This window comes from Gluconobacter albidus, from assembly GCF_002723915.1.
Lineage (GTDB): Bacteria > Pseudomonadota > Alphaproteobacteria > Acetobacterales > Acetobacteraceae > Gluconobacter > Gluconobacter albidus.
Genome location: NZ_BEWL01000001.1, coordinates 428,163 through 453,365, shown reverse-complemented (window position 1 = coordinate 453,365; position 25,203 = coordinate 428,163). Strand labels below are relative to the sequence as shown.

The 25,203-nt window shown below is 60.6% G+C and carries 22 protein-coding genes; 14 read left to right on the top strand and 8 right to left on the bottom strand.

What is annotated here, in order from left to right:
• The first annotated feature begins 2 nt into the window (after window positions 1–2).
• The 9 genes from tolR to glmM all read left to right on the top strand — a co-directional run bounded on the left by tolR (window position 3) and on the right by glmM (window position 11,020).
• Complete coding sequence (gene tolR, locus GAL01_RS02150) at window positions 3–443, top strand: protein TolR (RefSeq protein WP_062029159.1); 441 nt, start codon at window positions 3–5, stop codon at window positions 441–443.
• Between the two features lie 12 nt (window positions 444–455).
• The gene (locus GAL01_RS02145; protein ID WP_062029157.1) at window positions 456–1,451 is read left to right on the top strand and encodes a hypothetical protein; all 996 of its coding nucleotides are present in this window, start codon (window positions 456–458) and stop codon (window positions 1,449–1,451) included.
• Between the two features lie 16 nt (window positions 1,452–1,467).
• The gene (gene tolB / locus GAL01_RS02140; RefSeq protein WP_062029155.1) at window positions 1,468–2,829 is read left to right on the top strand and encodes a Tol-Pal system beta propeller repeat protein TolB; all 1,362 of its coding nucleotides are present in this window, start codon (window positions 1,468–1,470) and stop codon (window positions 2,827–2,829) included.
• A 106-nt stretch (window positions 2,830–2,935) separates the two neighbouring features.
• A complete protein-coding gene (locus GAL01_RS02135) occupies window positions 2,936–4,447 on the top strand; it encodes a glycoside hydrolase family 32 protein (protein WP_062029152.1) in 1,512 nt (503 codons plus the stop codon).
• A 286-nt stretch (window positions 4,448–4,733) separates the two neighbouring features.
• On the top strand, window positions 4,734–5,213 hold the full coding sequence (gene pal, locus GAL01_RS02130; RefSeq protein WP_062029150.1) for a peptidoglycan-associated lipoprotein Pal: 480 nt from the start codon (window positions 4,734–4,736) through the stop codon (window positions 5,211–5,213).
• Between the two features lie 144 nt (window positions 5,214–5,357).
• Window positions 5,358–6,245: a tetratricopeptide repeat protein gene (locus GAL01_RS02125; RefSeq protein ID WP_062029148.1), complete on the top strand. Its 888-nt coding sequence runs from the start codon at window positions 5,358–5,360 to the stop codon at window positions 6,243–6,245.
• Window positions 6,246–6,307: 62 nt separating this feature from the next.
• Window positions 6,308–7,489, top strand: coding sequence for a tRNA lysidine(34) synthetase TilS (gene tilS, locus GAL01_RS02120; protein ID WP_062029146.1), 1,182 nt, complete (start codon window positions 6,308–6,310; stop codon window positions 7,487–7,489).
• A gap of 171 nt (window positions 7,490–7,660) precedes the next feature.
• Complete coding sequence (gene ftsH / locus GAL01_RS02115; RefSeq protein WP_062029144.1) at window positions 7,661–9,565, top strand: ATP-dependent zinc metalloprotease FtsH; 1,905 nt, start codon at window positions 7,661–7,663, stop codon at window positions 9,563–9,565.
• A 96-nt stretch (window positions 9,566–9,661) separates the two neighbouring features.
• A complete protein-coding gene (gene glmM, locus GAL01_RS02110; RefSeq protein ID WP_062029142.1) occupies window positions 9,662–11,020 on the top strand; it encodes a phosphoglucosamine mutase in 1,359 nt (452 codons plus the stop codon).
• A gap of 57 nt (window positions 11,021–11,077) precedes the next feature.
• Here the strand turns inward: glmM and GAL01_RS02105 are convergent, their stop codons facing one another.
• Window positions 11,078–11,821, bottom strand: a complete 744-nt coding sequence (locus GAL01_RS02105; protein WP_062029140.1) for a response regulator transcription factor — start codon at window positions 11,819–11,821, stop codon at window positions 11,078–11,080.
• A gap of 189 nt (window positions 11,822–12,010) precedes the next feature.
• Between GAL01_RS02105 and fliI the strand changes: the two genes are divergently transcribed.
• A complete protein-coding gene (fliI, locus tag GAL01_RS02100; RefSeq protein WP_062029138.1) occupies window positions 12,011–13,369 on the top strand; it encodes a flagellar protein export ATPase FliI in 1,359 nt (452 codons plus the stop codon).
• 13 nt (window positions 13,370–13,382) lie between these two features.
• Window positions 13,383–13,808, top strand: a complete 426-nt coding sequence (gene fliJ, locus GAL01_RS02095) for a flagellar export protein FliJ (RefSeq protein ID WP_062029133.1) — start codon at window positions 13,383–13,385, stop codon at window positions 13,806–13,808.
• On the opposite strand, the gene GAL01_RS02090 is transcribed toward fliJ, so the two are convergent.
• The 3 genes from GAL01_RS02090 to GAL01_RS02080 form a co-directional block, all read right to left on the bottom strand.
• Entirely contained in the window at window positions 13,799–14,221 is a 423-nt protein-coding gene (locus GAL01_RS02090; protein ID WP_062029131.1) for a hypothetical protein, read from the bottom strand. The genes fliJ and GAL01_RS02090 overlap by 10 nt on opposite strands.
• Before the next feature lie 65 nt (window positions 14,222–14,286).
• Window positions 14,287–14,847, bottom strand: a complete 561-nt coding sequence (locus GAL01_RS02085) for a hypothetical protein (RefSeq protein WP_062029176.1) — start codon at window positions 14,845–14,847, stop codon at window positions 14,287–14,289.
• Window positions 14,844–16,127 (bottom strand): aminopeptidase, encoded by a 1,284-nt coding sequence (locus tag GAL01_RS02080; RefSeq protein WP_062029128.1) that lies wholly within the window; start codon window positions 16,125–16,127, stop codon window positions 14,844–14,846. The genes GAL01_RS02085 and GAL01_RS02080 overlap by 4 nt, the downstream gene beginning before the upstream one ends.
• 115 nt (window positions 16,128–16,242) lie before the next feature.
• Between GAL01_RS02080 and GAL01_RS02075 the strand changes: the two genes are divergently transcribed.
• Window positions 16,243–17,031, top strand: a complete 789-nt coding sequence (locus GAL01_RS02075; protein ID WP_231865288.1) for a glycosyltransferase family 2 protein — start codon at window positions 16,243–16,245, stop codon at window positions 17,029–17,031.
• Between the two features lie 54 nt (window positions 17,032–17,085).
• Here GAL01_RS02075 and GAL01_RS02070 read toward each other — a convergent pair whose 3' ends face one another.
• The 4 genes from GAL01_RS02070 to GAL01_RS02055 all read right to left on the bottom strand — a co-directional run bounded on the left by GAL01_RS02070 (window position 17,086) and on the right by GAL01_RS02055 (window position 20,120).
• Complete coding sequence (locus tag GAL01_RS02070) at window positions 17,086–17,361, bottom strand: hypothetical protein (protein ID WP_062029124.1); 276 nt, start codon at window positions 17,359–17,361, stop codon at window positions 17,086–17,088.
• Between the two features lie 139 nt (window positions 17,362–17,500).
• Complete coding sequence (hisC, locus tag GAL01_RS02065) at window positions 17,501–18,568, bottom strand: histidinol-phosphate transaminase (protein ID WP_062029123.1); 1,068 nt, start codon at window positions 18,566–18,568, stop codon at window positions 17,501–17,503.
• Window positions 18,565–19,065, bottom strand: coding sequence for an ankyrin repeat domain-containing protein (locus GAL01_RS02060; protein ID WP_062029121.1), 501 nt, complete (start codon window positions 19,063–19,065; stop codon window positions 18,565–18,567). The genes hisC and GAL01_RS02060 overlap by 4 nt, the downstream gene beginning before the upstream one ends.
• 50 nt (window positions 19,066–19,115) lie before the next feature.
• Entirely contained in the window at window positions 19,116–20,120 is a 1,005-nt protein-coding gene (locus GAL01_RS02055) for an MBL fold metallo-hydrolase (protein ID WP_062029174.1), read from the bottom strand.
• A 137-nt stretch (window positions 20,121–20,257) separates the two neighbouring features.
• Here GAL01_RS02055 and tkt point away from each other — a divergent pair, with 137 nt between their 5' ends.
• The gene (gene tkt, locus GAL01_RS02050; protein ID WP_062029120.1) at window positions 20,258–22,315 is read left to right on the top strand and encodes a transketolase; all 2,058 of its coding nucleotides are present in this window, start codon (window positions 20,258–20,260) and stop codon (window positions 22,313–22,315) included.
• A gap of 12 nt (window positions 22,316–22,327) precedes the next feature.
• Complete coding sequence (locus GAL01_RS02045; RefSeq protein ID WP_062029117.1) at window positions 22,328–25,201, top strand: bifunctional transaldolase/phosoglucose isomerase; 2,874 nt, start codon at window positions 22,328–22,330, stop codon at window positions 25,199–25,201.
• The last annotated feature ends 2 nt before the right edge of the window (window positions 25,202–25,203 follow it).

Sequence of the window (25,203 nt, the reverse complement as noted above, 5' to 3'; positions counted from 1 at the left end):
CCATGGGGATGTCTGCGGGAGGACGGGCTGGAGGAGGCGGACGCCGCAAGCGTCGGCCCGCCTCGGAAATCAACGTAACGCCACTGGTGGACGTCATGCTGGTGCTGCTCATCATTTTCATGGTGACGGCGCCGATGCTGACCAGTGGCGTCAATGTGGATCTGCCGAAAACGGATGCCAGCCCGGTCAATTCGGATTCCAAGCCGATTACCGTGTCTCTGCGGACGGATGGCTCGCTTTATCTGGGCGACCAGCAGGTCACGTCCGATCAATTGATTGACCAGCTCAAGGCGCAGTCGCAGAACGATCCGACCCACCGCATCTTTGTTCGTGCCGATGCCCATATCGACTATGGACAGGTGATGCAGGTCATGGGGCAGATCACGTCGGGCGGCTTCACGCATGTTGCGCTTCTCGCGCAGCAGCCCCAGAGCGGCCAGTAAGAGGCGCCTGCCGTGGTCCGTCCACGCCGCTCTGACAACAGGCGCTTTCGTCATGCGCTTTACGGATCAGCCGCCATTCATCTGGGGCTGATCGCGTATCTGATTGTTCAAATTCCGCCGGAAAAACCGCCCGAACCGCCTGAGCCACCGACGGTGCAGATGGAATTCGAGCAGGCTGGTCCGCCGACTCACCCGGTCAAGGCCGATCATCCGGCCCCTGCGCCCGCTCCGGCCCCTGCACCCGTGAAGAACGAGGCCCCTCCGTCTCCGACGCCGCCTCTGAAGGCGCCGACGGAAGAGCCGCCTCCGCCGCCGCCGCCACCCCAGCCTGTGCCGCCTCCGCCGGAGACGCCGCCGCAGAAGCTGCCGGACATCAAGCTTCCGCCGAAAATGACGGATGAGTCCCCGCAGCCTGTGCCGGCATCACCGCCCACCCCGTCACCGCCGTCGAAATCGACGATGGTCGCGCCGCCGAGCCCGCAGACACAGAAAGCCGACAAGCTGCCCGATATGCCGAAGTTCTCGCATATGACGCAGCCGAATGCGGCAAAGAAGACGGAAGCGGACAGTCATTCGCTGCTGGCGACGCTGGATAATTTCCGCGCCGACCAGAAGCAGACCCATGCGCCGGCCGCAAAGGCCAATCCGCCCCAGGGGGGTGCGCCGAACGGGGGTGGTGTGCCGAATGGTGACATCACTAAGTCGCTGTCCATGGCGGATCAGAAAGCCATCGGCGGTTCTGTGCGCCGTTGCTACACCGAAGATACCGAGGCACGGAACTATGCGAGCTTTGTTGCGCATATGGTCGTGACCGTCGATGCGACCGGTGAGGCGCGGATTGTCAAATTTGCGCCTGATACGGCTGCGAAAATGGCTTCCGACCCGTCTTACCGCGTTCTGGCGGAGCGGGCGCGGGATGCGGTGCTGAGCCCCACCTGTGCCCATCTGCCCATTCCCTCCAAGATGCTTGGTCAGACGCATGAGTTGCGTTTTGTCTTCAGGCCGTAATCCACGAGGAAGTCTCATGTCCTTCATTCCCGATACCGACGCCGAGGCCCTGAGCGCGCTGTTTTCGCGCCGCTCCGTTCTGGGAGCCACTGCTGCTGGTGGTCTCCTGGCAACGCCTCTGGCGGCTTTTGCGCAGTCTGCTGGGGCTTCTGGCCCCGGCGAAGCTGAAATTACCGTCGATCAGGCCCGTCAGGAGCCGATCCCCATTGTCATCCCGAATTTCGGGGCGGGTATGGGTGAGCAGATTTCCGGTGTCATCACGTCCGATCTGAACGGCACCGGCCTGTTCAAGGTCATGAGCGGCAACGTGCCGCCGGGCTCTACACCGGATTTCAGCGCGCTCAAGGCACAGGGAGCCCGTGCTGCCGTGGCCGGTCAGGCTATCGGTTCAGGCAGCGTGCGCGTCGAGATGCGTCTATGGGATGTGCTTTCCGGCCAGCAGCTTCAGGGCACGGCCTATACGGCTTCGACGTCCAACTGGCGCCGGATCGCGCATATCATTGCGGATGTGATCTATGAGCGGATGCTGGGCGAGAAAGGTTATTTCGATACCCGTATCGCCTATATCGCCCGCACCGGCCCGCGCCATCACCAGATCACGCGTCTGGCCCTGATGGATCAGGATGGCGCCAACGAGCGGATGCTGACGAATGGTGAGTGGCTGACGCTGACGCCGCGCTTCAACCCGGTGCGCGACCAGATTGCGTTCATGTCCTACGCCAACAACCGTCCGCGCGTGTATCTGTTCGATCTGGCGTCCGGTCGTCAGCAGATTTTGGGTGAGTTCGCGGGCATTTCTTTTGCGCCGCGCTTTTCGCCGACCGGTGGCTCTGTCGTGCTGTCCGCCACGCGTGGCAGCGGGTCGGACATTTTCGTGGTCGATCTGGCCTCGCGTGCGAAGCGGCAGATCACCAATTCCAATGGCGCAATCGACACCAGCCCGTGCTTCAGCCCGGATGGCAGCCAGATCGTGTTCAACTCGGATCGTGGTGGCAGCCCGCAGCTCTATATCATGAGTGCGTCGGGTGGTCCGGCGAAGCGGATTTCCTATGGCACCGGCCAGTATGGTTCGCCGGTCTGGTCCCCGCGTGGAGATCTGATCGCCTTTACCCGTATCGGCGGCGGAGGCTTTTCGCTCGGTGTGATGAACCCCGATGGCAGCGGTGAGCGTATCCTGACGCAGGGCTTCACAGTCGATAGCGCGACTTTCTGCCCCAATGGCCGTGTGCTGGCGTTCTGCCGCCAGAGTGCCGCAGGTGCGGGCGGCGCGGGCTTCGCATCGGGGATCGGGACGATCGACATTACGGGCTTTAACGAGCGTCCGATCCGGACTTCGACGGGTGCGTCTGATCCAGCCTGGTCGCCGCGCAACGGCTAAGGTTACTGTTCCGTGCTTCCGGTCCGGGAGCACGGATTTGCAAAAGGGCGGGGAACCCTTTTTCCTGTGAGGCGTCGCAAGGACTGCTTGAACAGGAGAATTCCCCATGTCCCTTCAGGAGACACGGCAGTGGCGTCCGCTGCTGCATTATGCCCCGGCCCGGAACTGGATGAATGATCCGAACGGGCCGATCCTGATTGATGGTGTGTATCACCTCTTTTACCAGCACAATCCGGTCGAGCCCGTTATGGGCTATATTTCCTGGGGCCATGCCACCAGCCGTGATCTGCTGCACTGGCAGGAAGAACCAATTGCGCTGCCGTCCACACCGCAGGAGCAAATATATTCCGGCACGGTCATTTATGACCGGGACAATCGGAGCGGGCTTGGGACGGCCCAAAATCCTCCGCTTCTGGCACTTTACACCAGCGTGTTCCGCGACATGCCGGGCGAGCAGGAAGACGGCACCCAGGCGGTTTCGGTTGCGGTCAGTCTGGATCGGGGAGCGCACTGGACCCGCTACGCTCACAACCCGGTTCTGACGCTCGATCCGGTGTCCCGGAATTTCCGGGACCCGGCACTGTGCTGGTATGAAGAGGGCGGATACTGGGTGTTGACGGCGGTCGAGGCCGAACAGCAGGTGGTCAAGCTCTTCCGCTCCACCGATTTTCTGCACTGGGAATTCCTCAGTGACTTTCGCCCGCCCGGCTATCATACGCCGGAAATGCTGTGGGAAGTGCCGGTTCTGGCGCGGCTCCCGATTGAGGGCGAGGCAGGGCGCTCTGGATGGGTGATGATCGTCAGCGTCAATCCTGGTGGTCTGACTGGCGGATCGGGGACGTTCTATTACGTGGGAGATTTCGACGGCACCGTCTTTACGCCCGAAGAGCATCCGGCCGCCACAGATGATCCGTGGCAGTATCGCTGGATGGATTATGGACCGGACAATTATGCGATTGTCTGCTTCGCCGGAACCGCCACGCCCGTCAGCATCGGTTGGATGGGCAACTGGAACTACGCCAACCAGACTCCGACGGCTCCCTGGCGCGGGCAGATGACGCTTCCGGCGCATCTGTCTCTTGCGCGGCAGGGGGATGGCTCGCTTTTGATGAAGCAGAAGCCCGTCAGTCTTGGCGCTCCGATCGAAGTCTTTGCTGCCAGTGAAATCCGTCCGGAAGTGGGAACGCCCTGGAGGCTTCCGGACAGCGTTGCGGACTGTACGGATTTCGCGGATGCGGTTCTTGATCTCCAGCTGGTTATTGATCCTGCAGGGGACGTGGTGGTGCTGACCGTGGCGGCGACGGAGGATGGCAGGTTCGGAACCGAGATCCTCTACGATCCTGCGCGGCAGGAACTGGTCGTGGATCGCAGTCGGTCAGGCGTTGCCGTGCCGAATGCGGCCTTCACGACACGGCATGTGGCGCCTCTCTCCCCGCAGGACGGATCTGTTTGTCTGCGGGTCATTGTGGACCGGAGTTCGGTCGAGATTTTCGCTGCTGACGGACTCGTCAGGATGACGGAGGTGGTCTTTCCCCTTTCTCATGCCACGACTGTAACGCTGGGCAGCTACGCAGGCAGCGCATGTTTCAGGAGCGTGAAAGCCCGCTGGTTTCGATGATGTGGCAGAATTCTGCCACATTTCTCAGAATAGCTGTGACATTTATGCCGAAATTTCTGGTTCCGAATATGAATCGAACTTTTCACATTTAACCGGCGTTAACACGACACTTGACCGGTGATTCGAGTCATGAGTATGGGCGCTTATGGCCACTGATTTTCAGGGTCGGCATGCAGGGATCGGAACCGATTCCTGTCTGTTCCGAACAGGAAAGAGGTGGTCCGGAATAACGCGGCATTTTCCGCATTCGGTTCCCGCTGTGGGGCCGTTCTCAGGATTGAGACACATGAAGTTCAAGGTATTTGGCGCGCTTGGTCTGGCGCTTGTTCTCGCAGCCTGTTCCAACGGCAACACCAACAAGGGTGACAGCAACGGCGCAGGCGCCGTCGCTCAGGAAGCTGGCCCGACGCCCGGCAGCGAAGCCGATCTGGTTGCCAATGTCGGCGACCGCGTCTTCTACGAGCTGAACCAGTCGCAGCTCTCTGAAGAAGCCCGCGCTACGCTGGACAAGCAGGCTGCATGGCTCGCCAAGTATCCGCAGGTCAGCATCCAGGTTGCTGGCAACTGCGATGACCGCGGCACGGAAGAGTACAACATTGCTCTCGGCCAGCGTCGTGCAAACGCAGCCCGTGACTATTTGGTCGCCAAAGGCGTGAGCGCTTCGCGCATCACCACGATCTCCTACGGCAAGGACCGTCCGACCGCCGATGGCGACGACGAGCAGGCCTGGGCACAGAACCGTAACGCCATCACGTCTGTTCGCTGAACCGACGTTTCAGGCCTGACGGACTGGGATGATGAGCGGCCGGGGGGATTATCCCCCGGCCGTTTCTGTTTTATGACTGGGCCATGTTGCGCGCATGACCCGCCTGCGTGCCCGTGAGTGCGAGTTTGTCTCAGGAGATCCGTTATGGTGCTGTCCCGTTCCCTGCGTGCCGTCTTTCTGAGCACGGCTTTTTCCGTCCTGTCGCCCGTCCTTCCGGCTGTGGCGCAGGATGCGCCGGATAGCGGAGAAATTTCCTCACGCGAGGCGATTGCTTTGCAGGATCAGATTGCTTCCCTGCGTCAGCAGCTCTCACAGGTTCAGAATGGCGGTGGCCTGAGTGCCCCCAGTGCGACGGCAGCGGCTCCGGTTGCGGCAGGTGACGGCAACCTGACGGCGCAGCTTCTGGAACGCGTTTCGGCTCTGGAAGAACAGAACCGCCAGATGCGTGGCGAACTGGATCAGCTCAGCAATTCCGTCCGTGACAATCAGGCCAATGTGTCCAAGCAGATTTCGGATATGCAGTTTGCCTCCCAGAGCGGTGGGGGTGCGGCTTCGGCACCTCCCTCTGCTCCTGCATCTGCAAAGGCTCCGGCCGCTGCCGAGGATAAGGCTTCTGCCGCTACTCCGGACACTGCCGAGCAGCCAAAGACCGCTCTGGATGCGCTGAAGGTCGGCAATGCGTCCCTCAGATCCGGGAACTACACCGATGCGGAGAGCAATGCGCGTTTTGCTGTGAAAACTGCCCATAGCGTATCCGGCAAAGTGGATGCCCAGTTTCTTCTGGCGCAGTCTCTGGCAGGGCAGAAGCAGTATCGTCAGTCTGCGGTCGCGTATTATGACGCCTACACGAAGGCTCCGAAGTCCCAGAAAGCTCAGGATTCCCTTCTGGGCGTTGCGGCTTCGATGCTGGCGCTGGGTGACAAGAGTTCGGCGTGTCAGGCTCTGGACAAGCTGAAATCGGAATTCCCAACCCCTGCGCCGCGGGTAAAGACCGCCGAGACCACGTTCCGGAGCCGTGCGGCCTGTCACTGAACGTCGCACCGCAGAAAATCGGGGTCGCCCATCCTGTTGGGGAATGTGAATTCCGTGACCTGATGTCTGGCCTCGGCTCCTGGCCTCCGGACACCGCAGACGCGCCGGTTGCTCTCGCCGTTTCGGGAGGCGCTGACTCCATGGCGCTCGCGTTTCTGGCGCGGCGCTGGCGACGTAATGTCGTGGCATTCGTGGTGGATCACGCCCTGCGGCCTGAGTCGGCTGACGAAGCCCGGCTGACGGTTGAACGGCTTGCCGTCATGGATGTGACAGCCCGCCTCCTGATGCTTGCCCCCTTCCCGAAAGGCCGATTGCAGGAACGGGCGCGACACGCCCGGTTCGAGGCGCTGGAAGCCGCCTGCGTGGCATCAGGGTGCCTGGATCTGCTTGTTGCGCATCATGCAGGCGATCAGGACGAAACCATCTGGATGCGAAGCCTGCGTGCGAGTGGACCTCTGGGGCTGGGTGGTATTCAGCCTAGTGCTGTGCGGGGGCGCATCAGGCTGCTGCGTCCGCTCCTGCGCCTCGATCCCGCGCGTCTGAGGCTGACTTTGAAAGTCGCCGGTCTGCCATGGATCGAAGATCCATCGAACGCCAACCGGCGGTTCGAGCGGGTACGCTGGCGTCAGGACCTGACGCCTGAGCAGAGACTGGATGCCCACGCCCTGCATCTCACGGCCCGGCAGGAGCGCCAGAATCTGGAAGCAGAACTGGCCGAAAATCTTGCATCCCATGCAGTCTGGCATCCTGAGGGATGGGTTTTCCTGAAGCGGGCCGGGATGAACGAAGAGACCCTGTCGGTTCTGATCCGGCTGGTTTCGGGAAATGCCTACCGTCCGGCGAAGGAGGCTGCGCGTCTTCTGCTGAAAAAAGGATGTGGCACTCTGTCCGGAGTGCGTGTTCAGCCGGCTGGCCGGTTTGGCGAGGGGGTGATCCTGGTGCGGGAAGAGAGAGCTCTTGGTGCGCCGGTTGCGGCACGAAAGGGGTGTGTCTGGGACGGGCGCTGGCGTTTTCTGACGCAGGAGGTTCAGGAAGGCAGTGTAATCGGGCCACTTCAGGATGCAGTTCATGGACTGGATCTGCGGAGGCTGGGTCTTCCCTATGCCGCCGCCCGCTGTCTTCCGGGCGTGTGGTATGAAGGGCGGCTGATTTTGTCGCCGCAGATAGGGCAAATGCCGGGCACAGCCGATTTTGTCTGGGCCGCCACAGTCCCTGCGACGGGAGAAAATCATCTCATGACGTAAAAAGCGCCTCAAAAACGCAAGAAATGCGTTTTCCTGCCCTTGATGGGGTAGGATCGTGGACGCGGAGGCTTATGTTATGGAGTCAACGCAGAATGTGACCGGTCGGCCAGTTGTGACGGGTGATCCCCTACTGCATCTGACGGAACAGTCTGAAGGACGACAGAGAGCGAGATGAACAATTTAGGCCGTAACGTCGCGATCTGGGCGGTCATCATCGTGGTCGGAATGGCAGTGCTGACAGCCTTCCAGCCCGGTGGCGGACAGCATGCAGCCCAGCAGATCGCCTATTCCGATTTCATTCATGACGTGGACCAGCATCAGGTCCGTTCCGTTGTGATCCAGGAGCAGAATGTCTCCGGGACCCTGACGAACGGGACGTCTTTCGAGACCTATGCGCCACTTGATCCGAGTCTTCCGGGCCGCCTGACCTCTGCCGGCGTCGAAGTGACTGCCAAGCCGATGGACAGCGGAGAAAGCCCGATTCTGCGTTATGCGAGCGCCTATCTTCCGGTTCTGCTTCTGGTCGGACTGTGCTTCATGGTCTTCCGTCAGATGCAGGGCGGTGGTGGCCGGGCCATGGGCTTTGGCAAATCCCGCGCCAAGCTGCTGACCGAAAAGACTGGTCGTGTGACGTTTGAAGACGTTGCCGGCATCGACGAAGCGAAATCCGAGCTTCAGGAAATCGTCGAATTCCTTCGCGATCCGCAGAAATTCACCCGTCTGGGCGGCAAGATCCCCAAGGGTGCTCTTCTGGTCGGACCTCCGGGTACGGGTAAGACGCTTCTGGCGCGCGCTATTGCGGGCGAAGCCAACGTTCCGTTCTTCACGATTTCCGGTTCGGACTTTGTGGAAATGTTTGTCGGCGTCGGTGCGTCCCGTGTGCGTGACATGTTCGAACAGGGTAAGAAGTCTGCACCTTGCATCATCTTCATCGACGAAATCGACGCTGTGGGCCGCCATCGTGGTGCGGGCCTCGGGGGCGGTAACGACGAGCGTGAGCAGACCCTCAACCAGATGCTGGTCGAGATGGACGGTTTCGAGAGCAATGAAGGCGTGATCCTGATTGCTGCGACCAACCGTCCGGACGTTCTGGATCCGGCTCTGCTGCGTCCGGGTCGCTTCGACCGTCAGGTTGTGGTGCCGAACCCCGATGTGGCCGGTCGTGAAAAAATCCTGCGCGTCCACATGAAGAAAGTGCCCCTGTCTTCAGATGTGGACCCGAAGGTCATTGCGCGTGGAACACCGGGCTTTTCGGGTGCGGATCTGTCCAATCTCGTGAACGAAGGTGCGCTGATGGCGGCGCGTCAGGGTCGCCGAACAGTTGGTATGGCACAGTTCGAGGAAGCTAAGGACAAGGTCATGATGGGGGCGGAACGCCGTTCCATGGTTATGACCGAAGACGAAAAGCGCTCAACCGCCTATCACGAATCTGGACATGCCATCTGCGCGATCTTCACCCCTGGTAGTGATCCGATCCACAAGGCAACCATTGTGCCGCGTGGTCGGGCCTTGGGTCTGGTCATGACCCTGCCGGAGAAGGACAATATTTCTTACAGTCGCAAGTGGTGCCTGGCCCGTCTGGTTATCGCCATGGGTGGCCGTGTTGCTGAAGAAATCATTTTCGGACGTGAGGAAGTCAGCGCAGGCGCATCGGGCGACATCAAGAGTGCGACGGATCTCGCGCGCCGCATGGTCACCGAATGGGGCATGAGCGACACGCTTGGTATGATCGCCTATGGGGATAACGGACAGGAGGTGTTCCTGGGTCACTCCGTGACGCAGAACAAAAACATTTCTGAAGAAACCGCCCGTGAGATCGACAAGGAAGTCAAGGCTCTGATCGATACGGCGTATAAGCAGGCCCATGATCTGCTGACGACGCGTCTTGATGATCTGCATCGCCTGACCGCGGCTCTTCTGGAATATGAGACGCTGACGGGTGACGATGTCGGTCGCATCATGCGCGGTGAAGCCATCGAGCGGACGGCGGATGACGAACAGATGCCTGACAACCGTCGTGCTTCTGTTCCGACCACACGTCCCGGCGCGTTTGATCCGGCGCCTCAGGCGGGCTAATCAGGCAGCCAATCGCACCAACGGGCGCGTCATCGAGGAGATTATCCCCGTTGCCGCGCCTTTTTTATTTCTGGCAGACAGGCAGGATTTTTCATTATGGCCACCAAGAGGTCTCTGTTCGGTACTGACGGCATCCGTGGAACGGCCAATACCGCGCCCATGACGGTTGAGATCGCGCAGAGACTGGGGCAGGCGGCCGGCCTGTATTTCATGCGCAGCCAGAATCGCCGGCACAGCGTTGTTTTGGGCAAGGACACGCGTCTTTCCGGCTATATGCTGGAATGTGCTCTGGTTGCAGGTTTTCTCTCGGCCGGGATGGACGTCATTCTGGTCGGTCCGCTGCCCACTCCTGCCATTGCCATGCTGACACGTTCTCTCCGGGCCGATCTTGGGGTCATGGTCTCAGCGTCCCATAATCCCTTCACCGACAATGGCATCAAGCTGTTTGGGCCGGACGGTTTCAAGCTGTCGGACGAGGTTGAAGGCGAAATCGAGGACCTGATGGCTCAGGATCTTTCGGCCCGGTTGGCTTCGCCCGAACGGATTGGGCGCGCTTCACGTCTGACGGATGCGGCTGGTCGTTATATCGAGAATGCAAAGGCGTCTTTCCCGCGTGGATTGCGTCTGGACGGCCTGAAGATTGTCATTGATTGCGCCAACGGTTCAGCATACCGGGTAGCGCCCAAGGCGTTGTGGGAACTGGGTGCGGAAGTCATCAAGATCGGCTGTGAGCCGGACGGCCTGAATATTAATGATGGCGTGGGGTCCACCCATCCGGAAACGCTTTGTGCGGCGGTTCGGGAGCATGGTGCGGATTTCGGCATTGCTCTGGATGGCGATGCGGATCGCGTCCTGATTGCAGATGAAAACGGCGATCTTGTTGATGGTGACCAGATCATTGGTCTGATCGCTTCCTTCTGGAAGCAGCATGACCGGTTGCGTGGCAACACGGTGGTCACGACCGTCATGTCCAATATGGGGCTGGAAAAAGCTCTGGCAGAAAAGGGTCTTGAGCTTCAGCGGACATCAGTTGGTGACCGGTATGTTGTGGAGCGGATGCGCGAGATTGGGGCCAATCTTGGGGGGGAGCAGTCTGGACATATGGTGCTGTCGGATTATGCCACAACGGGAGATGGCCTGATCGCTGCGTTGCAGGTTCTGGCCGTATCTGTGGAAACCAAGCGATCGGCCAGTGAAATCTGCCGTTTTTTCACGCCGTATCCCCAGCTCCTGAAAAACGTCCGTTATTCAGGAGCCAGCCCGATGGGCAGCCCGGACCTTGCTGCTGCAAAGGCCTGGGCGGATGAACGCCTGGCCGGGAGTGGCCGTCTTGTTCTGCGGGCCAGCGGAACGGAGCCGCTGATCCGCGTCATGGTCGAAGCGGAAGATGAAGCGCTCGTCCATGAAGTGGTGGATCATGTCTGCGATATCATTCGCGCCATTGCCCATGCTTGACTGTGCCTGACGCCGTCCTTCATATGCGTCAGGGGCTGACGTCCTGACCCTGGAGGGTCAGACGGCGGCTTCCACGATGGGGGCGGCGACCTGGGAGGGCAGGCTTGCGAGGGAAACCGTTTCGGCAACATCGTCTTCCCGCAGGATGTAACCACGACCCCAGACCGTGGCAATCAGGTTGCCTGCGCCAACATTCTGTAGCTTCCGGCGCAGTTTGCAGATGAAGACGTCAATGATCTTCATTTCCGGCTCGTCGATGCCGCCATAAAGGTGATTGAGGAACGCGTCCTTGGTCAGGACGGACCCTTTACGGATCACCAGCAGTTCCAGAATGGCATATTCCTTGCCTGTCAGGTGCAGTGCGCCCCCATCGACAGTGACATTTTTGCCGTTCAGATCCAGCTCCAGATTACCTACCCGCAGCTTCGGCTCGGCAAACCCCCGGGAGCGCCGCATGACGGCCTGAAGACGGGCGACCAGTTCGCCTGCGTCATAGGGTTTCGTCATGTAATCGTCGGCGCCCATGGAGAAGGCCCGGATCTTGGCCTGAGAGCGGAGCAGGGCCGACAGAACAAGGATCGGCGTCGTGATACGCGCAGCCCGGACACGCCGGATTACTTCATATCCTTCCAGATCGTTCAGCATCAGTTCGAGCACAACCACGTCATAGTCGTAGTGACGCAGCATCTCGATGGCCTCTTCGCCAGAGGGCGTATGATCAACGGTAAAGGACGCGTTACGCAGGGTCTGGGATAACGTGGCGGCGGCGGACTGATCGCTATCGACAAGAAGGATACGCATGTTTCAACTCCCGGCTTGGTGAACCAATGGTTACTACCCAAGGTTGTGCCTGTCGATAGATATGGATCAAAAATCGTAAAAATGTCATTATTATTCTCGTTAAAGGGGAACATTAAGCTCATCTTAACGATGGGGTTGTAGGGTTGGGAAATCGGAATAATCCGCAGAAAACGGTCAGAAACTGCCACTATGAGCGATTACGCCAAACTGCTTGAAAAGCTCACGAACTTCACGTGTGACTGGGTTGTAGGAAGCGTGAAGGACGTTGTGGGTCTCTGCATGACCGTTATTGGACTCGATGGATTCATCACGATCGGAGATCGAGTCGCGGTTAAGGCGCGTGATGGCCGCCTAGTACAATCAGAGGTTGTTGGATTTCAGGGGGATGTTGCGCGGCTGATGTCTTTTGGTGCGCTGGATGGAATTGGCCCGGGTTGCGAGGCCAGAATTCCTCTCAGTCGTCAAAGCGGCGGCCTGGGTATCAATTCGAGCTGGCTGGGACGCGTGGTGGATCCGCTGGGGCAGCCGATTGATGAAAAAGGGCCTCTGTGGCCGGCGAGCAAACGTCAGGCGATCCAATGTCCGCCGCCCAACGCGGCAAGCCGGGCGCGGCTGGGAGAGAGAATTGATCTTGGGGTGCGGGCTCTTGATGCGTTTGCGACGTGTCGTCGTGGCCAGAGGCTTGGACTTTTCGCCGGGTCGGGTGTCGGAAAATCGACCCTGCTCTCCATGCTCGCACGGGGGGCGGAATGCGATGTCGCTGTGATTTCGCTCGTGGGTGAGCGTGGACGCGAGGTCCGTGAATTCATTGAAGACGATCTTGGCCCCGAAGGATTGGCCCGGAGCGTCCTGGTGATCGCAACGTCGGATTCACCGCCGCTGATGCGTCGTGAAGCGGCCCTGTCTGCCATGGCAATCGCGGAGTATTTCCGGGACCAGGGGAAGTCGGTTCTGCTTCTGATGGACAGTGTGACGCGGTTTTGTATGGCGCTGCGTGAAATCGGTCTGTCTGCGGGAGAACCTCCTGCGACGCGGGGTTATCCGCCTTCGGTGTTTGCCGAACTGCCCCGGCTTCTGGAACGTGCAGGACCGGGATATCCTGATAAGGGGATGATTACGGCTCTCTTCACTGTTCTGGTGGAAGGCGACGATCAGAACGAGCCGGTTGCGGACGCGGTGCGCGGTATTCTGGACGGTCATATCATTCTTGATCGCAAAATCGGCGAGCAGGGACGTTATCCCGCCATTGATGTCCTGCGCTCCCTGTCCCGTGCGGTTCCGGGGTGCAACTCCCCGGAAGAAAACGCTTTGACCCAGCGCGCGCGTGCGGCGATGGCGACCTATCAGCGTATGGCGGACATGATCCGGCTGGGGGCTTACAAGCCAGGCACGGATCGCGAGGTTGACGAGGCCATCGCATTGATGCCCAGACTGAACCAGTTCCTGTCTCAGGGGCGGAACGAGCGTTCTACGCGTGCGGAGGCTTTTGAACAGCTCGCACAGATCATGCAGACGGTTCCGCAAACTACTCCATTGAATGCGGCATGAAGGATCCATCAGAATGGAACAGTCACCCCTTGACACCCTCATTACCCTGCGTGAGCAGGAGCTTGATCTTGTCGAAAGACGCTTCGCGGAGGCCGTCGCACGTGAGACGGCTGCGGAAGAAAAGCTGTCAGCTGCTCAGGAAGAGATCCTGAACGAGCAGCGGATCGCATCCAGCCCCACCGCAGGAGATGGCGCCGTAGAAGCCTTTAGTCGCTGGCTTCCTGTTGGGCGACAGGCTGTTGCGCAGGCGCAGGAACGTTGCCGGGAGGCCGCGCTGGATCGGGAAACCGTGCGTTCCGCACTGATCATTGCCAGAGCTGCCATGGAAGCCGTCAAAACCCTTCGCGAAGAACAGAAGGAAGAAGAGCGGCTGGCGGAGCTCAGAAAAGAGCAGAACACACTGGACGAACTTGCCGTTCGCCAATTCAGTCAGTCCTGAGCGTCGTCCTGTCTGCGGAGTGCGGTCTCGATCTGAGGGGCTGTGCCGACCAGGGCGCAGGCCACAGGATGGGTGCTATCGCGGACAAAGGCCAGAACAAGGTCGGGATCGCTGGAAAAGAGGTCGCTTTGAAGCGTGGTAACAGGCGTCATTTCGCCCGTGTGTGACGCGTTGTGGGCTGCGTGGGCGAGAATACGGGACACGGCTTTTTCAAGAGCCGGAAGAAGCCCTGTGTGAGGGGCATCGTGGTTTGCGGCATGTGTCGCAGCGAGCTCATCCCAGCCTGCTCGGGTGACGAAGGCGGGAATACCATCGGATGGCGTCTCCCGCTCGGCACGCAGAAGGATGCCGGACTGGGCCATGCCGAGGATATCCAGGGCAGGGAGTAGTGCGGGGTCGAGTTTAATGGGCATTCGGGTCTTTTTCGGAGACTGAAGCGGCCATGTGATCCTGCGGAACACACGGCCGCTGTTGCGTATTAGTGTGGTGGATTGCCCATGGCCTGCATCAGGGCCGTAACCTGTTCGGGCTGGGCCTTGAAGAGCGCGACATTGGCGGGATTGGGGCTTGGCATTCCGGCAGGAAGCTGGCCATTGCTGGCGGCAAGAGTCATGCCGAAGGTTGTCATGCCCATCACAAAGCTTTCCGGCGTAAACCCATGGCTTTGCAGGACGGGCGCAAGCCCGGGGATCTGACTGATGCGGCTGATTGTGTCGGCCAGCCCTGTGCCGTGCGAATTGGGGGGCTGAATGTTTCGGGCCTGAAGTTCGGCGATCGTTGCTGCGGCACGGGTCATGAAGTCGGGCGGCAGAGGGTATTGCATGGCGCGCTCCGTATCGGCGCGGACCTGCGGTGGAATCTGTGGAGTCTGCTGCGGTGTTCCCTGAAGCGGTACGCTGCCGTCGATCTGGGTCTGGCTCGTGGTGCCACCCTGAACCGGATAGCCGGGTTGAGCGTAGGTCTGCGCCTGTGCGGCCAGAGGCAGCATTGCGACAGAGACGAAAAGGCCCGCAAGCCCTGTCATACGGAAAAATGTCATGCCTGCACCCATTCTCCAGCGCGCATCAGCGGCACGCGATTGCCGTTCTTGAGCCCATCAAGATCGATTTTGTCCGAACCGATCATCCAGTCAATGTGGATGAGGGAATCGTTCACGCCCCGCTCCAGAAGTTCTTCCGGCGTCAGACCTTCGATATCGACCATGCACTTCGTGTAGGCTTGGCCGAGTGCGATATGGCTGGATGCATTCTCATCGAACAATGTATTGCGATACAGGATCTTGCTGGCCGAAATGGGCGATGAATGCGGCACGAGGGCAACTTCGCCAATCCGGGCAGCGCCTTCATCGGTATCGAGGATCCGCTTGAGCACGTCCTCACCCTGACTGGCTTTTGCTTCGACAATGCGGCCGTTTTCGAAACGCACCGAGATATCATCTATCAGAGTGCCCTGATGGAACAGCGGCTTGGTGCTGCTGACCTGGCCGTTGACCTTGCTGCGATGCGGAGTCGTGAAGATTTCCTCGGTCGGGATATTCGGGTTGCAGACGATGCCATTTCCGGATTTTTCCGAGCCACCCGCCCAAAGATGTCCGTCCGCTAGGCCGACGGTCAGATCCGTGCCTGGGCCGCTGAAATGCAGGGCATCGAAGCGGCTCTCGTTCATGAATTTCGCCCGGGCATGCAGCGCGGCGTTATGGGCGTTCCATTCAGCGACAGGATCGGCCACGTCCACGCGAGACGCCTTGAAAATGCCGTCCCACAGAGCCGCGAGCGCCTCTTCAGGGGATAAATCCGGGAAGACCTGTTCGGCCCAGGCAGGTGTGGCACAGGCGATAATGTTCCAGTTCACGGTGAACTGGGTAATGATTTCCATCGCCGGGCGGTTGGCTTTGGAGCTGGCACGATTGGCGCGTGCGATGCGTTCGGGGTCCTGTCCTTTGAGCAGCGTCGGGTTGGCGCCGGTAATGGCCATGCGGGCGGCGCCTTCACGGAACGCACGCGCCATCCCATCGGCCAGCCATGTGGGGGCAACGTCGAAGGCGTCGTTCGGGGCGTGGATGAAACGTGCGAGCGTGGTTTCATCATCCGCGTACAGGGTCGTCACCAGTGAGGCACCGGCCTTGTAAGCATGTTCCGTGACGCGTCGGACCAGTGCAACGGCGGTAAGGGGCGCGGTGATGAGGAGCTGCTGGCCCGGTTTGATGTTCAGGCCAACGCGGACGGCGACCTCGCCCAGACGGTCGAGCAGTTGTTCGTGCGAAAAGGTGGAGGGAGCGGACACTTTGGACTCTTTCGCAGTGATCATTCTGACTTTCATGGTGTGCCCTGTCGCGTGGAAGTGCAAGAGAGCAGCGCGTGAGGTGACAGGGCTTTGAGGGCGCAGTATCGTGCCGGACATGAAACCCGGACTTCACATTTTCGCTGATCCTGGCATGCCTGACCAGCGACCTTTCGATGTAGCCGTTGTAATGCCCAGCCTGCTGCGGCCTACTATTGTCCGGGCGGTCCAGTCCATTTTCCGACAGAAGGGGGATCTGCGGGTGCAGATCATGATCGGTCTGGACCGGGCACCGGAAGAGGGTGCGGACGATCTGTTTCAGCGCGCGATCGAAGGGCGGCCACCGGGCTGGGCCGTCGAAGTGCTCTGGCCCGGCTATTCGACGTCGCAACGTCATGACGGGTTTGGGCGCGCGAAGGACGGTGGCGTGTTGCGCAGCGTGCTCAGCCAGCTTTCGAATGCACCGCGTATTGCCTATCTCGACGACGACAACTGGTGGGCGCCCGATCATCTGTCCTCCCTCCTGTCGGCCATCGACGGGCATGACTGGGCGTGGGCGGGCCGTTGGTTTGTGCATCCGCAGACACAAAAACCCATTTGTGAGGATCAGTGGGAGTCGGTCGGGATCGGGGGCGGGATCTTCCGCGAACGTTATGGCGGGTTCGTGGATCCGAACTGCCTGATGCTCGACCGGACACGGGTGCCGAACGTCCTGGACGTTTGGAATCAGCCTCTGGCCGGGGATGAAACTCAGATGACGGCGGACCGCAGTGTTTTCAATGCGTTGATGGACCGACCGGGGAAGCCGACCAGACAATATACCGCATATTACGTTCTGACCGAGACAGATGGCCTGCATCCGACGCGGTTACGCTTGATGGGGTCGACTTGGGACAAGGCTTCTGCTGAGGAAGATTACGGGGAAGCCGTTCAGGCTTCCTGATGCAGAAAAGCCGATGCGGGGACGAACCCTGCACCGGCTTTTCTGCGGCGTTCGTTACATGGAACGGATCGTATTGCGGCGCGGCGGACGGCGCTGGCGGTCGGACTGGGCGTCCGGATTGGCAGCTTTGGCGGCTTTTTCGCGCGCGATGGTACGCAGTTCGGTTTCCAGCTCGCGAATGCGGCGCTGAATGCTTTCCTTCAGCGTCGGAGACGTGTGGGACTTCATGGAAGCGATCGTTTCCTTGAGGTCCCGAAGCTGCTTTTCCTTTTCGGCCTGATTGCGGCGAATAGGCTGGTTGTCGGACATCTGTCCTTGAAATGCACGCATGTATTCGGTCTTTCCGCATGAAACATCCACAGGCCTCCCGTTCACCCGGAGGGTGGTGGGATGGAGCGCGCAGAAACGCGCCCGTCTGGCCCTGTCTGGCTCATGATTATGGGGGACGGAATATTACCGTCCGGTTAATTCAGGACCGGGGAGAGAGAATGTCCCGCAAAACGTCTGTCAGGCGGGTGCAGGCTTCGTCCGTTCCGATCGAGATACGCAGCCAGTCCTGGATGCGCGGGGTTGAGAGATGCCGGACAAGGATCGCACGCTCGCGCAGGGCTGCGGCGATGGCTCCGGCCTTGTGCTCCGGGTGGTGCACAAGAATGAAATTGGCACAGGACGGCAGGACTTGGAAGCCAAGATTTTGCAGGTCCGGGACCAGACGGTCACGGCTGGCAACTGTGCGCGTCGTGATGTCCGCAAGCCAGTCGGTATCCTGGATCGCGGCGATGGCCCCGGCCTGGGCCGGGCGGGAGAGGGGGTAGGAATTGAAACTGTCCTTGACGCGGATGAGACCCTCGATCAGTTCCGGGGAGCCGATCGCAAAACCCACACGCAGTCCTGCCAGAGCGTAGGACTTTGACAGCGTCTGGACCACCAGAAGATTGTCATGACGATGTGTCAGTTCAATGGCAGATCGGGCACCGAAATCAACATAGGCTTCGTCAATGATGACGGTCCGGTCCGGAAAGCGGTTCAGGAGGGTTTCGATCTGCTCCAGCGGCAGGGCGATTCCCGTATTGGCATTCGGATTGGCAACGGCGATGCCGCCGCATTCGCCGGTATAGGCGTCGATGTCGATCGTGAAATCGTCATTGAGCGGGATGTGGCGGAACGGCTGTTCGAACAGGCCGCAATAAACCGGATAAAAGCCGTAGGTCACGTCCGAGAACAGGACCGGCGCGTCGTCATGGAACAGCGCGCGGAAAGCATGGGCCAGCACTTCGTCGGAACCGTTGCCGACGAAAACGCGGTCGGTGGTGGTTCCGAACCGGGTGGCGATGGTGTCCCGCAGGTCTGCTGCTGTTGGGTCCGGATAAAGGCGCAGGTCGTCAGAGGCCACGTCACGGATGGCATCGAGCACTTTCGGGCTCGGACCGTAGGGAGACTCGTTCGTGTTGAGCTTCAGCAGGTCCGCGAGTCTGGGCTGTTCGCCCGGCACATAGGGGTGCAGGCCCTGAACGCGGCGATTCCAGAAACGGCTCATGCGGACACTCCGGCGAACAGGCCGGTCATAAGCTGACGTTCGGCCAGATCGCGGGCGGAGACGCCATCCGCGTCCTTCAGGTCCGGGTTTGCGCCGGCGGCAAGAAGCTTTTTTGCCATGTCTTCGCGGTTGAACATGATGGAAAACATCAGCGGCGTGCGGCCGGCATGATTGGCATGATCCACCTCGGCGCCATGATCGAGCAGAAGTGTCGCGATGTCGCTCAGGCCCTTGAAGGCCACGCCCGAGAGCGCAGTAGCCCCTTTGAGATCGGTGGCTTCCGTGTCGGCGCTCCGGTCCAGCAGCAGGCGCGCGGCATCCGTGTGGCCGTTATAGGTGGCGACGATCAGGGCGGTGTAGCCACGGCTGTCGGGCGTATCAATGGCCATGCCGGCATCCAGAAACTGGGTCAGGAGGTCGGTATCGCCTTCACGGGCCGCGTCGATGAACAGGGCAGTGATCTGGTCTGACGTGAAAGTGACGTTCTGGGCGTTCATGACGGTTTCCACATGGCGGTGTCTCTCGACAGGAGGTGTCAGGGGAGAGTTTAGCTTTTTGTGTCAGTTGGCGGAAGAGTGAGGCTGTCACCGTTTTCGAGGGCCCGGAATGGGCGGCCTGCGGGACGGCAGGCGAACTCCAGACGGGTGGGCGGCTCCAGAATGGCCTCGTCCGTGAGCTGGAACGTCCCGAAATGGATGGGGAGGCCCTGTTTTGCTCCGAGCGTATCAAAAGCCATGAGCGCTTCTTCGGGAGACATGTGAACGCGGCGCATCAGGTTTCGCGGGTCGTAAGCTCCGATGGGGAGGATCGCGAGGTCGATGGTGGGCCAGCGGCGGTGGATCGCGTCGAAATGCCTGCCCCAGGCCGTATCCCCCGCGAAAAACACGGTGTGGCCGTCCGCTTTGATCGTGAAACCGCCCCAGAGCGCACGGTTGGAATCGAACGGCGTGCGCGCGCTTCCGTGCAGGGCCGGCGTCGCCGTGATGTGCGCGCCGTCATCGGCCATGCCTTCCCACCAGTCCAGCTCGACGATGCGCGGAAGAGCGGCCTTTTTCAGATGGCGACGGTTGCCCGGGAGGGAAATGCAGAGCGGATCGTCACGTTCGGCCAGCGCCCGCAGGCTCGGCAGGTCCATGTGGTCGTAATGGCAGTGCGAGACGAGGATGATGTCGATGCGAGGAAGGGCATCCAGTGCGATGCCGGGAGGGCAGACGCGGCGGGGTCCGAAACTGCGGAAGGGGGAGCAGCGTTCGGAAAAAACCGGATCAGTGATGATCCGCAGAGGCGCGCGTCCTGTACGGCCGAACTGGAGCAGAACGGTCGCATGACCGACAAACGTGACACAGCATTCCCCGGCAGCAGGCGTGACCTGAGGGTAGGTTTTCTGCGGGGGAAAGGCGTCTGGCCAGCGTGGTCTGAGCCCCATCTGCCAGCGGAAGATGTTCCCGATCCGCTGCGAAGGGCTGCGGGCCGTCCGGGCCTCGTCCGGGCGCCAGTTTTCGGGGTTTCGGTAATGACGCCCGTCGAAATGCGGCAGGTTGTCATCAAGCACAAGAGCGTGTTTCACAATATGGTTTACCGATCAGCCATTGCGTCCGGCGCGACTTCGCGTCATGCCGTGGCAGCAGAAGGTATGGAAGATATCGTTGCTTTTCTTCCTGTCAGTCACAAGCCGGAGATCCCATTCCGATGAGTACGCTTCCTCAGCTCACCATCAATACGATCCGTACCCTTTCGATGGAAGGTGTCGAGCGCGCCAATTCCGGCCATCCCGGCACGGCCATGGCCCTCGCCCCCGCGATGTATGCGGTCTGGCAGCATGATCTGAAATATGATCCGGCCGATCCGTGCTGGCCCGCCCGTGACCGTTTCGTCCTTTCGGTCGGTCATGCGTCGATGCTGCTGTACTCCACCCTGTTCCTCACAGGCGTGAAGGATATCCAGGATGGCAAGGTCGTTGACGCGCCGTCCCTTACCGTCGAAGACCTGTCGCAGTTCCGTCAGCTGAACTCCAAGACGCCGGGTCACCCGGAATACCGCTTTACCGCTGGTGTGGAGACCACGACCGGCCCGCTCGGACAGGGTTGTGGCAATTCTGTCGGTATGGCGATCGCCCAGAAATGGATGTCCGCGCGTTATGACCGCCCGGGCTTCAAGCTGTTCGACTATCACGTGACGGTGTTCTGTGGCGATGGCGACATGATGGAAGGCGTGGCCTCGGAAGCCGCTTCCACCGCTGGCCATCTCGCACTTGGCAACCTGACCTGGATCTATGATTCGAACCAGATTTCCATCGAGGGGTCGACGGACCTGGCCTTCACGGAAAACGTGGGCAAGCGTTTCGAAGCCTATGGCTGGCATGTCCAGACCCTGACGGATGGTAACGACGTCGAGGCCATTCTCGCTGCTCTGAAGGCCGCCCGTGCCGTGACGGATCGTCCGAGCATGATCGTTCTCAAGACGGTCATCGGCTATGGCGCTCCCAAGAAGGCCGGTACAGCTTCGGCCCATGGCGAGCCGCTGGGTGCGGACGAAATCAAAGGCGCGAAGGCTGTCTATGGCTGGCCGGAAGATGCTCCGGACTTCTATGTCCCGGACGGCGTGAAGGAGCATTTCGCAGAAGGTCTCGGCAAGCGTGGCGCTGAAGCCCATGCGGAATGGCGCGAGCTGTTCTCGGCCTATCGCGAAGCGCATCCGGAACTCGCGGCTGAAATCGACTGCATCATCGAGCATCGTCTGCCGGAAGGCTGGGACAAGGACATCCCGACCTTCGAAGCCGATGCGAAGGGCGTTGCCTCGCGTGCCAGCTCGGGTCAGGTGCTGAATGCGGTTGCGAAGAACCTGCCCTGGATGATCGGCGGGTCCGCAGACCTCACGCCGTCCACCAAGACGGACATCAAGGGCGGCGGGTCTTTCCAGCCGGAAAAATGGAACGGCACCTATGGTGGCCGGAACCTGCATTTCGGTGTGCGCGAACATGCGATGGGCTCCATCTGTAACGGTATCGCACTGTCGGGTATCCGCTCCTACGGTTCGGGCTTCCTGATCTTCTCCGATTACATGAAAGCGCCGATCCGTCTGTCGGCCATCATGGAACTGCCGGTTCTGTATATCTTCACGCATGACTCCATCGGTGTGGGCGAAGACGGACCGACGCATCAGCCGATCGAGCAGCTTGCACAGCTTCGCGCCACGCCGGGCATCATGACGATCCGCCCGTCTGACGCCAACGAAGTGTCCGAAGCCTGGCGCACGCTGATCCCGATGACGCACAAGCCGGCCGTGCTTGCGCTGAGCCGTCAGAACCTGCCGACGATCGACCGCACGAAATATGCCTCCGCCGCCGGTCTGGCGAAGGGTGGCTATGTACTGGCGAGCTGTGACGGCAAGCCCGACGTGATCCTGATCGCTTCGGGTTCGGAAGTCAGCCTCGTGGTGACGGCTTACGAGAAGCTGACGGAGGAGGGCATCAAAGCCCGCGTCGTCTCCATGCCGAGCTTCGATCTCTTCGAAGAGCAGAGCCAGGAATACCGCGATTCCGTTCTGCCGCCGGATGTCATCGGCCGCGTCGCGGTCGAGCAGGCCGCAGCGTTCGGATGGGACCGGTATGTCGGCATCGGCGGTGCGATTATTGCAATGAACACGTTCGGTGCGTCGGCCCCGGCCTCCGCACTTCTCACGAAATTCGGTTTCACGCCGGAAGCGGTTCTTGACGCGGCAAAGCGTCAGGCCCTGCGCGGCAAGTAAGGGAGAGATCCTGTGGCAGACACAATCTCCAATACCGGTCTGAACGAAGTCGGCAGCGTGCTGCGCGAGCTTGAGAAATACGGCCAGTCTCCCTGGCTGGATTTCATCCAGCGCAGCTTCACGGAGAATGGAAGCCTCCGTAAGCTGGTGGACGAAGACGGCCTGCGGGGCGTCACGTCCAACCCGGCCATCTTCGAGAAGGCCATTGGTCACGGCACCGAATACGATCCGCAAATCCGCAAGCTGCTGGAAGGCGAGGGCCTTCCCCCCGGTGATCTGTACGAGCATCTGGCGATTGACGACATCCGTTCCGCCTGCGCGGTTCTGTATCCGGTGTTCGAGAAGACCAAGGGGCTGGACGGCTATGTCAGTCTCGAAGTTTCGCCCTATCTGGCATTCGATGCGCACGGGACGATCACGGAAGCCCGCCGTCTGTGGAAAACCGTCGCGCGCGACAATCTGATGATCAAGATCCCCGGCACGTCAGAAGGCACGGGCGCCATCCGCGAAGCCATTGCGGACGGCATCAATGTCAACGTGACGCTGCTGTTCTCGCTGGAAGCCTACAAGGCGGTTCTGGAAGCCTATATTTCCGGACTTGAGGCCCGTGCCGCCCGCGGCGAAGACATTTCGCGCATTTCCAGCGTGGCTTCGTTCTTCGTCAGCCGTATCGACGCCAAGATTGATGGCGAAATCGACCGTCGCATCGCCGCTGGAGATGCAGACGCCGAAGCGCTGAAGGCCGTTCGCGGCAAGGTTGCGATCGCCAATGCGAAGATGGCATATCAGTATTATCTGGATGTCCGTAACAGCCCGCGCTGGAAAGCACTCGCCGAGAAGGGCGCCAACCCGCAGCGTCTGCTCTGGGCCAGCACCGGAACCAAGGACAAGGCCTATTCCGATGTCCTGTATGTCGAGGAGCTGATTGGCCCCGAGACGGTCAACACCATCCCTCCCGCAACGTTTGATGCGTTCCGTGATCACGGCAAGGCCCGCGCCAGTCTGACGGAAAACGTCGAGGAGGCGCGGCATGTTCTGGCCGAGGCCGAACGCCTTGGTCTGGATCTGGATGGTGTGACGACAAAGCTCGTCAAGGAAGGCTGTGCGTCCTTCAGCGTGTCGTTCGACACGCTGCTGACGGCCGTGGCAACCAAGCGTGAAGCCGTCATCGGCAAGCGCCTGCTGCGTGTCAGCGCGGACCTGCCGCCGGAACTGCGTGATGATGTCGCGGGGGCTGAAAAGGACTGGAGCCTGAGCGGCGGTCTTCGCCGGATCTGGCAGAAAGACCCGTCGGTCTGGACGAACGGCCCGGAAGCTGGCTGGCTGAACTGGCTGACGATCGTGCAGGATCGCCTCTGGAACGTTGAGGAGCTGGAAGTTCTGGCCCGCGATGTCCGCAGTCGCGGCTTCAAGGACATCCTGCTTCTGGGCATGGGTGGTTCGAGCCTCGGTCCTGAGGTTCTGGCCGAGACGTTTGGACAGCGCGAAGGTTGGCCGAAACTGCACGTCCTCGACAGCACGGACCCCCAGCAGGTCACGGCGTTCGAGAAAGCCATTGACCCCAAGAACACGCTGTTCATCGTGGCCAGCAAATCCGGCGGAACGCTGGAGCCGAACATCCTGTTCGCGCATTTCTGGCAGGTGGCCGGTCAGGCTCTGGGCAAGAAACCCGGTGACAGCTTCATCGCCATCACCGATCCCGGCTCGCACATGCAGAAAGTGGCCGAGGAAAACGGCTTCTGGCGCGTGTTCTACGGTGATCCAAAAATCGGCGGGCGTTATTCGGTCCTGTCCAACTTCGGTCTCGTTCCGGCGGCGGCAAGCGGCATTGACGTCCGCAAGCTGCTGATGGTCACGCGCCTGATGGTGGAATCCTGTGACGGAAGCGCGCCTCCTGCGGCCAATCCAGGCGCGGTGCTGGGCCTGATCCTGGGTCATGCCGCGCACTGCTTCGGCCGCGACAAGGTGACGATCCTCGCCTCTGACGGCATTGCCTCGCTGGGTGCCTGGCTGGAACAGCTCATTGCAGAAAGCACGGGCAAGAAGGGCCTCGGCCTTATTCCCATTGACGAGGAAGAACTCGGCGCGCCGGATGTCTATGGGACGGACCGCATTTTCGTGGACCTTCTACTGGGCGATGACGTTCCCGACAGCCGTCTTGGCGCTCTGCGCGAAGCTGGTGCGCCGGTCGTCACCATCCGTCTGGCCGATGCGTCCCAGATCGGACAGGCATTCTTCCTGTTCGAATTTGCGACGGCCGTGGCCGGCGCGGTGCTCGGCATCGACCCGTTCGATCAGCCGGATGTGGAATTCAGCAAGCTTGAGACGCGCAAGCTGACCTCCGCCTATGCCGAAACGGGATCGCTGCCGCCGGAAACACCGTTCGCCAAGGACGGCCCGCTGTCCTTCTACGCGGATGCGAAGAACACGGAAGCCGCTGGAAGCAAAAGCGATGCGGTCTCCATTCTCAGGACGCTTTTCGATCGTGTGAAGCCTGGCGACTATGTTGGTCTTCTGGCCTATATCCGCCGCGACCAGCAGACGCGGGACTGGGCACAGTCCGTTCGTATGGAGCTCCGGGACACGCTGAAGGTGGCGACAGCCGCCGAATTCGGCCCCCGGTTCCTGCATTCGACAGGTCAGGCTTACAAGGGCGGCCCTGACAGCGGCGTGTTCCTTCAGGTCACGGCAACGGATGCGGCGGATGTGCCGGTTCCGGGTCATGGCTTCAGCTTCAGCGTCGTCAAGGCGGCGCAGGCAAGAGGCGATTTCGAGGTACTCGCGGCCCGCGGCCGGCGTGCCCTTCGCGTTCATATTGATGGACCGCTGGAAGAGGGGCTGAAGGCTCTGGAAACGGCAATCCACGAAGCACTGGCAGGAGCATAAGT

What these genes read in the sequence shown, in the direction of transcription:
- tolB (WP_062029155.1), top strand. Translation starts at nt 1,468, where the DNA reads ATGTCCTTCATTCCCGATACCGACGCCGAGGCCCTGAGCGCGCTGTTT.
- tolR (WP_062029159.1), top strand. Translation starts at nt 3, where the DNA reads ATGGGGATGTCTGCGGGAGGACGGGCTGGAGGAGGCGGACGCCGCAAG.
- GAL01_RS02125 (WP_062029148.1), top strand. Translation starts at nt 5,358, where the DNA reads ATGGTGCTGTCCCGTTCCCTGCGTGCCGTCTTTCTGAGCACGGCTTTT.
- GAL01_RS02135 (WP_062029152.1), top strand. Translation starts at nt 2,936, where the DNA reads ATGTCCCTTCAGGAGACACGGCAGTGGCGTCCGCTGCTGCATTATGCC.
- pal (WP_062029150.1), top strand. Translation starts at nt 4,734, where the DNA reads ATGAAGTTCAAGGTATTTGGCGCGCTTGGTCTGGCGCTTGTTCTCGCA.
- GAL01_RS02070 (WP_062029124.1), bottom strand. Translation starts at nt 17,361, where the DNA reads ATGCGTGCATTTCAAGGACAGATGTCCGACAACCAGCCTATTCGCCGC.
- GAL01_RS02090 (WP_062029131.1), bottom strand. Translation starts at nt 14,221, where the DNA reads ATGCCCATTAAACTCGACCCCGCACTACTCCCTGCCCTGGATATCCTC.
- GAL01_RS02080 (WP_062029128.1), bottom strand. Translation starts at nt 16,127, where the DNA reads ATGAAAGTCAGAATGATCACTGCGAAAGAGTCCAAAGTGTCCGCTCCC.
- GAL01_RS02085 (WP_062029176.1), bottom strand. Translation starts at nt 14,847, where the DNA reads ATGACATTTTTCCGTATGACAGGGCTTGCGGGCCTTTTCGTCTCTGTC.
- GAL01_RS02060 (WP_062029121.1), bottom strand. Translation starts at nt 19,065, where the DNA reads ATGAACGCCCAGAACGTCACTTTCACGTCAGACCAGATCACTGCCCTG.
- ftsH (WP_062029144.1), top strand. Translation starts at nt 7,661, where the DNA reads ATGAACAATTTAGGCCGTAACGTCGCGATCTGGGCGGTCATCATCGTG.
- tilS (WP_062029146.1), top strand. Translation starts at nt 6,308, where the DNA reads ATGTCTGGCCTCGGCTCCTGGCCTCCGGACACCGCAGACGCGCCGGTT.
- glmM (WP_062029142.1), top strand. Translation starts at nt 9,662, where the DNA reads ATGGCCACCAAGAGGTCTCTGTTCGGTACTGACGGCATCCGTGGAACG.
- fliI (WP_062029138.1), top strand. Translation starts at nt 12,011, where the DNA reads ATGAGCGATTACGCCAAACTGCTTGAAAAGCTCACGAACTTCACGTGT.
- hisC (WP_062029123.1), bottom strand. Translation starts at nt 18,568, where the DNA reads ATGAGCCGTTTCTGGAATCGCCGCGTTCAGGGCCTGCACCCCTATGTG.
- GAL01_RS02075 (WP_231865288.1), top strand. Translation starts at nt 16,243, where the DNA reads ATGCCTGACCAGCGACCTTTCGATGTAGCCGTTGTAATGCCCAGCCTG.
- GAL01_RS02105 (WP_062029140.1), bottom strand. Translation starts at nt 11,821, where the DNA reads ATGCGTATCCTTCTTGTCGATAGCGATCAGTCCGCCGCCGCCACGTTA.
- tkt (WP_062029120.1), top strand. Translation starts at nt 20,258, where the DNA reads ATGAGTACGCTTCCTCAGCTCACCATCAATACGATCCGTACCCTTTCG.
- fliJ (WP_062029133.1), top strand. Translation starts at nt 13,383, where the DNA reads ATGGAACAGTCACCCCTTGACACCCTCATTACCCTGCGTGAGCAGGAG.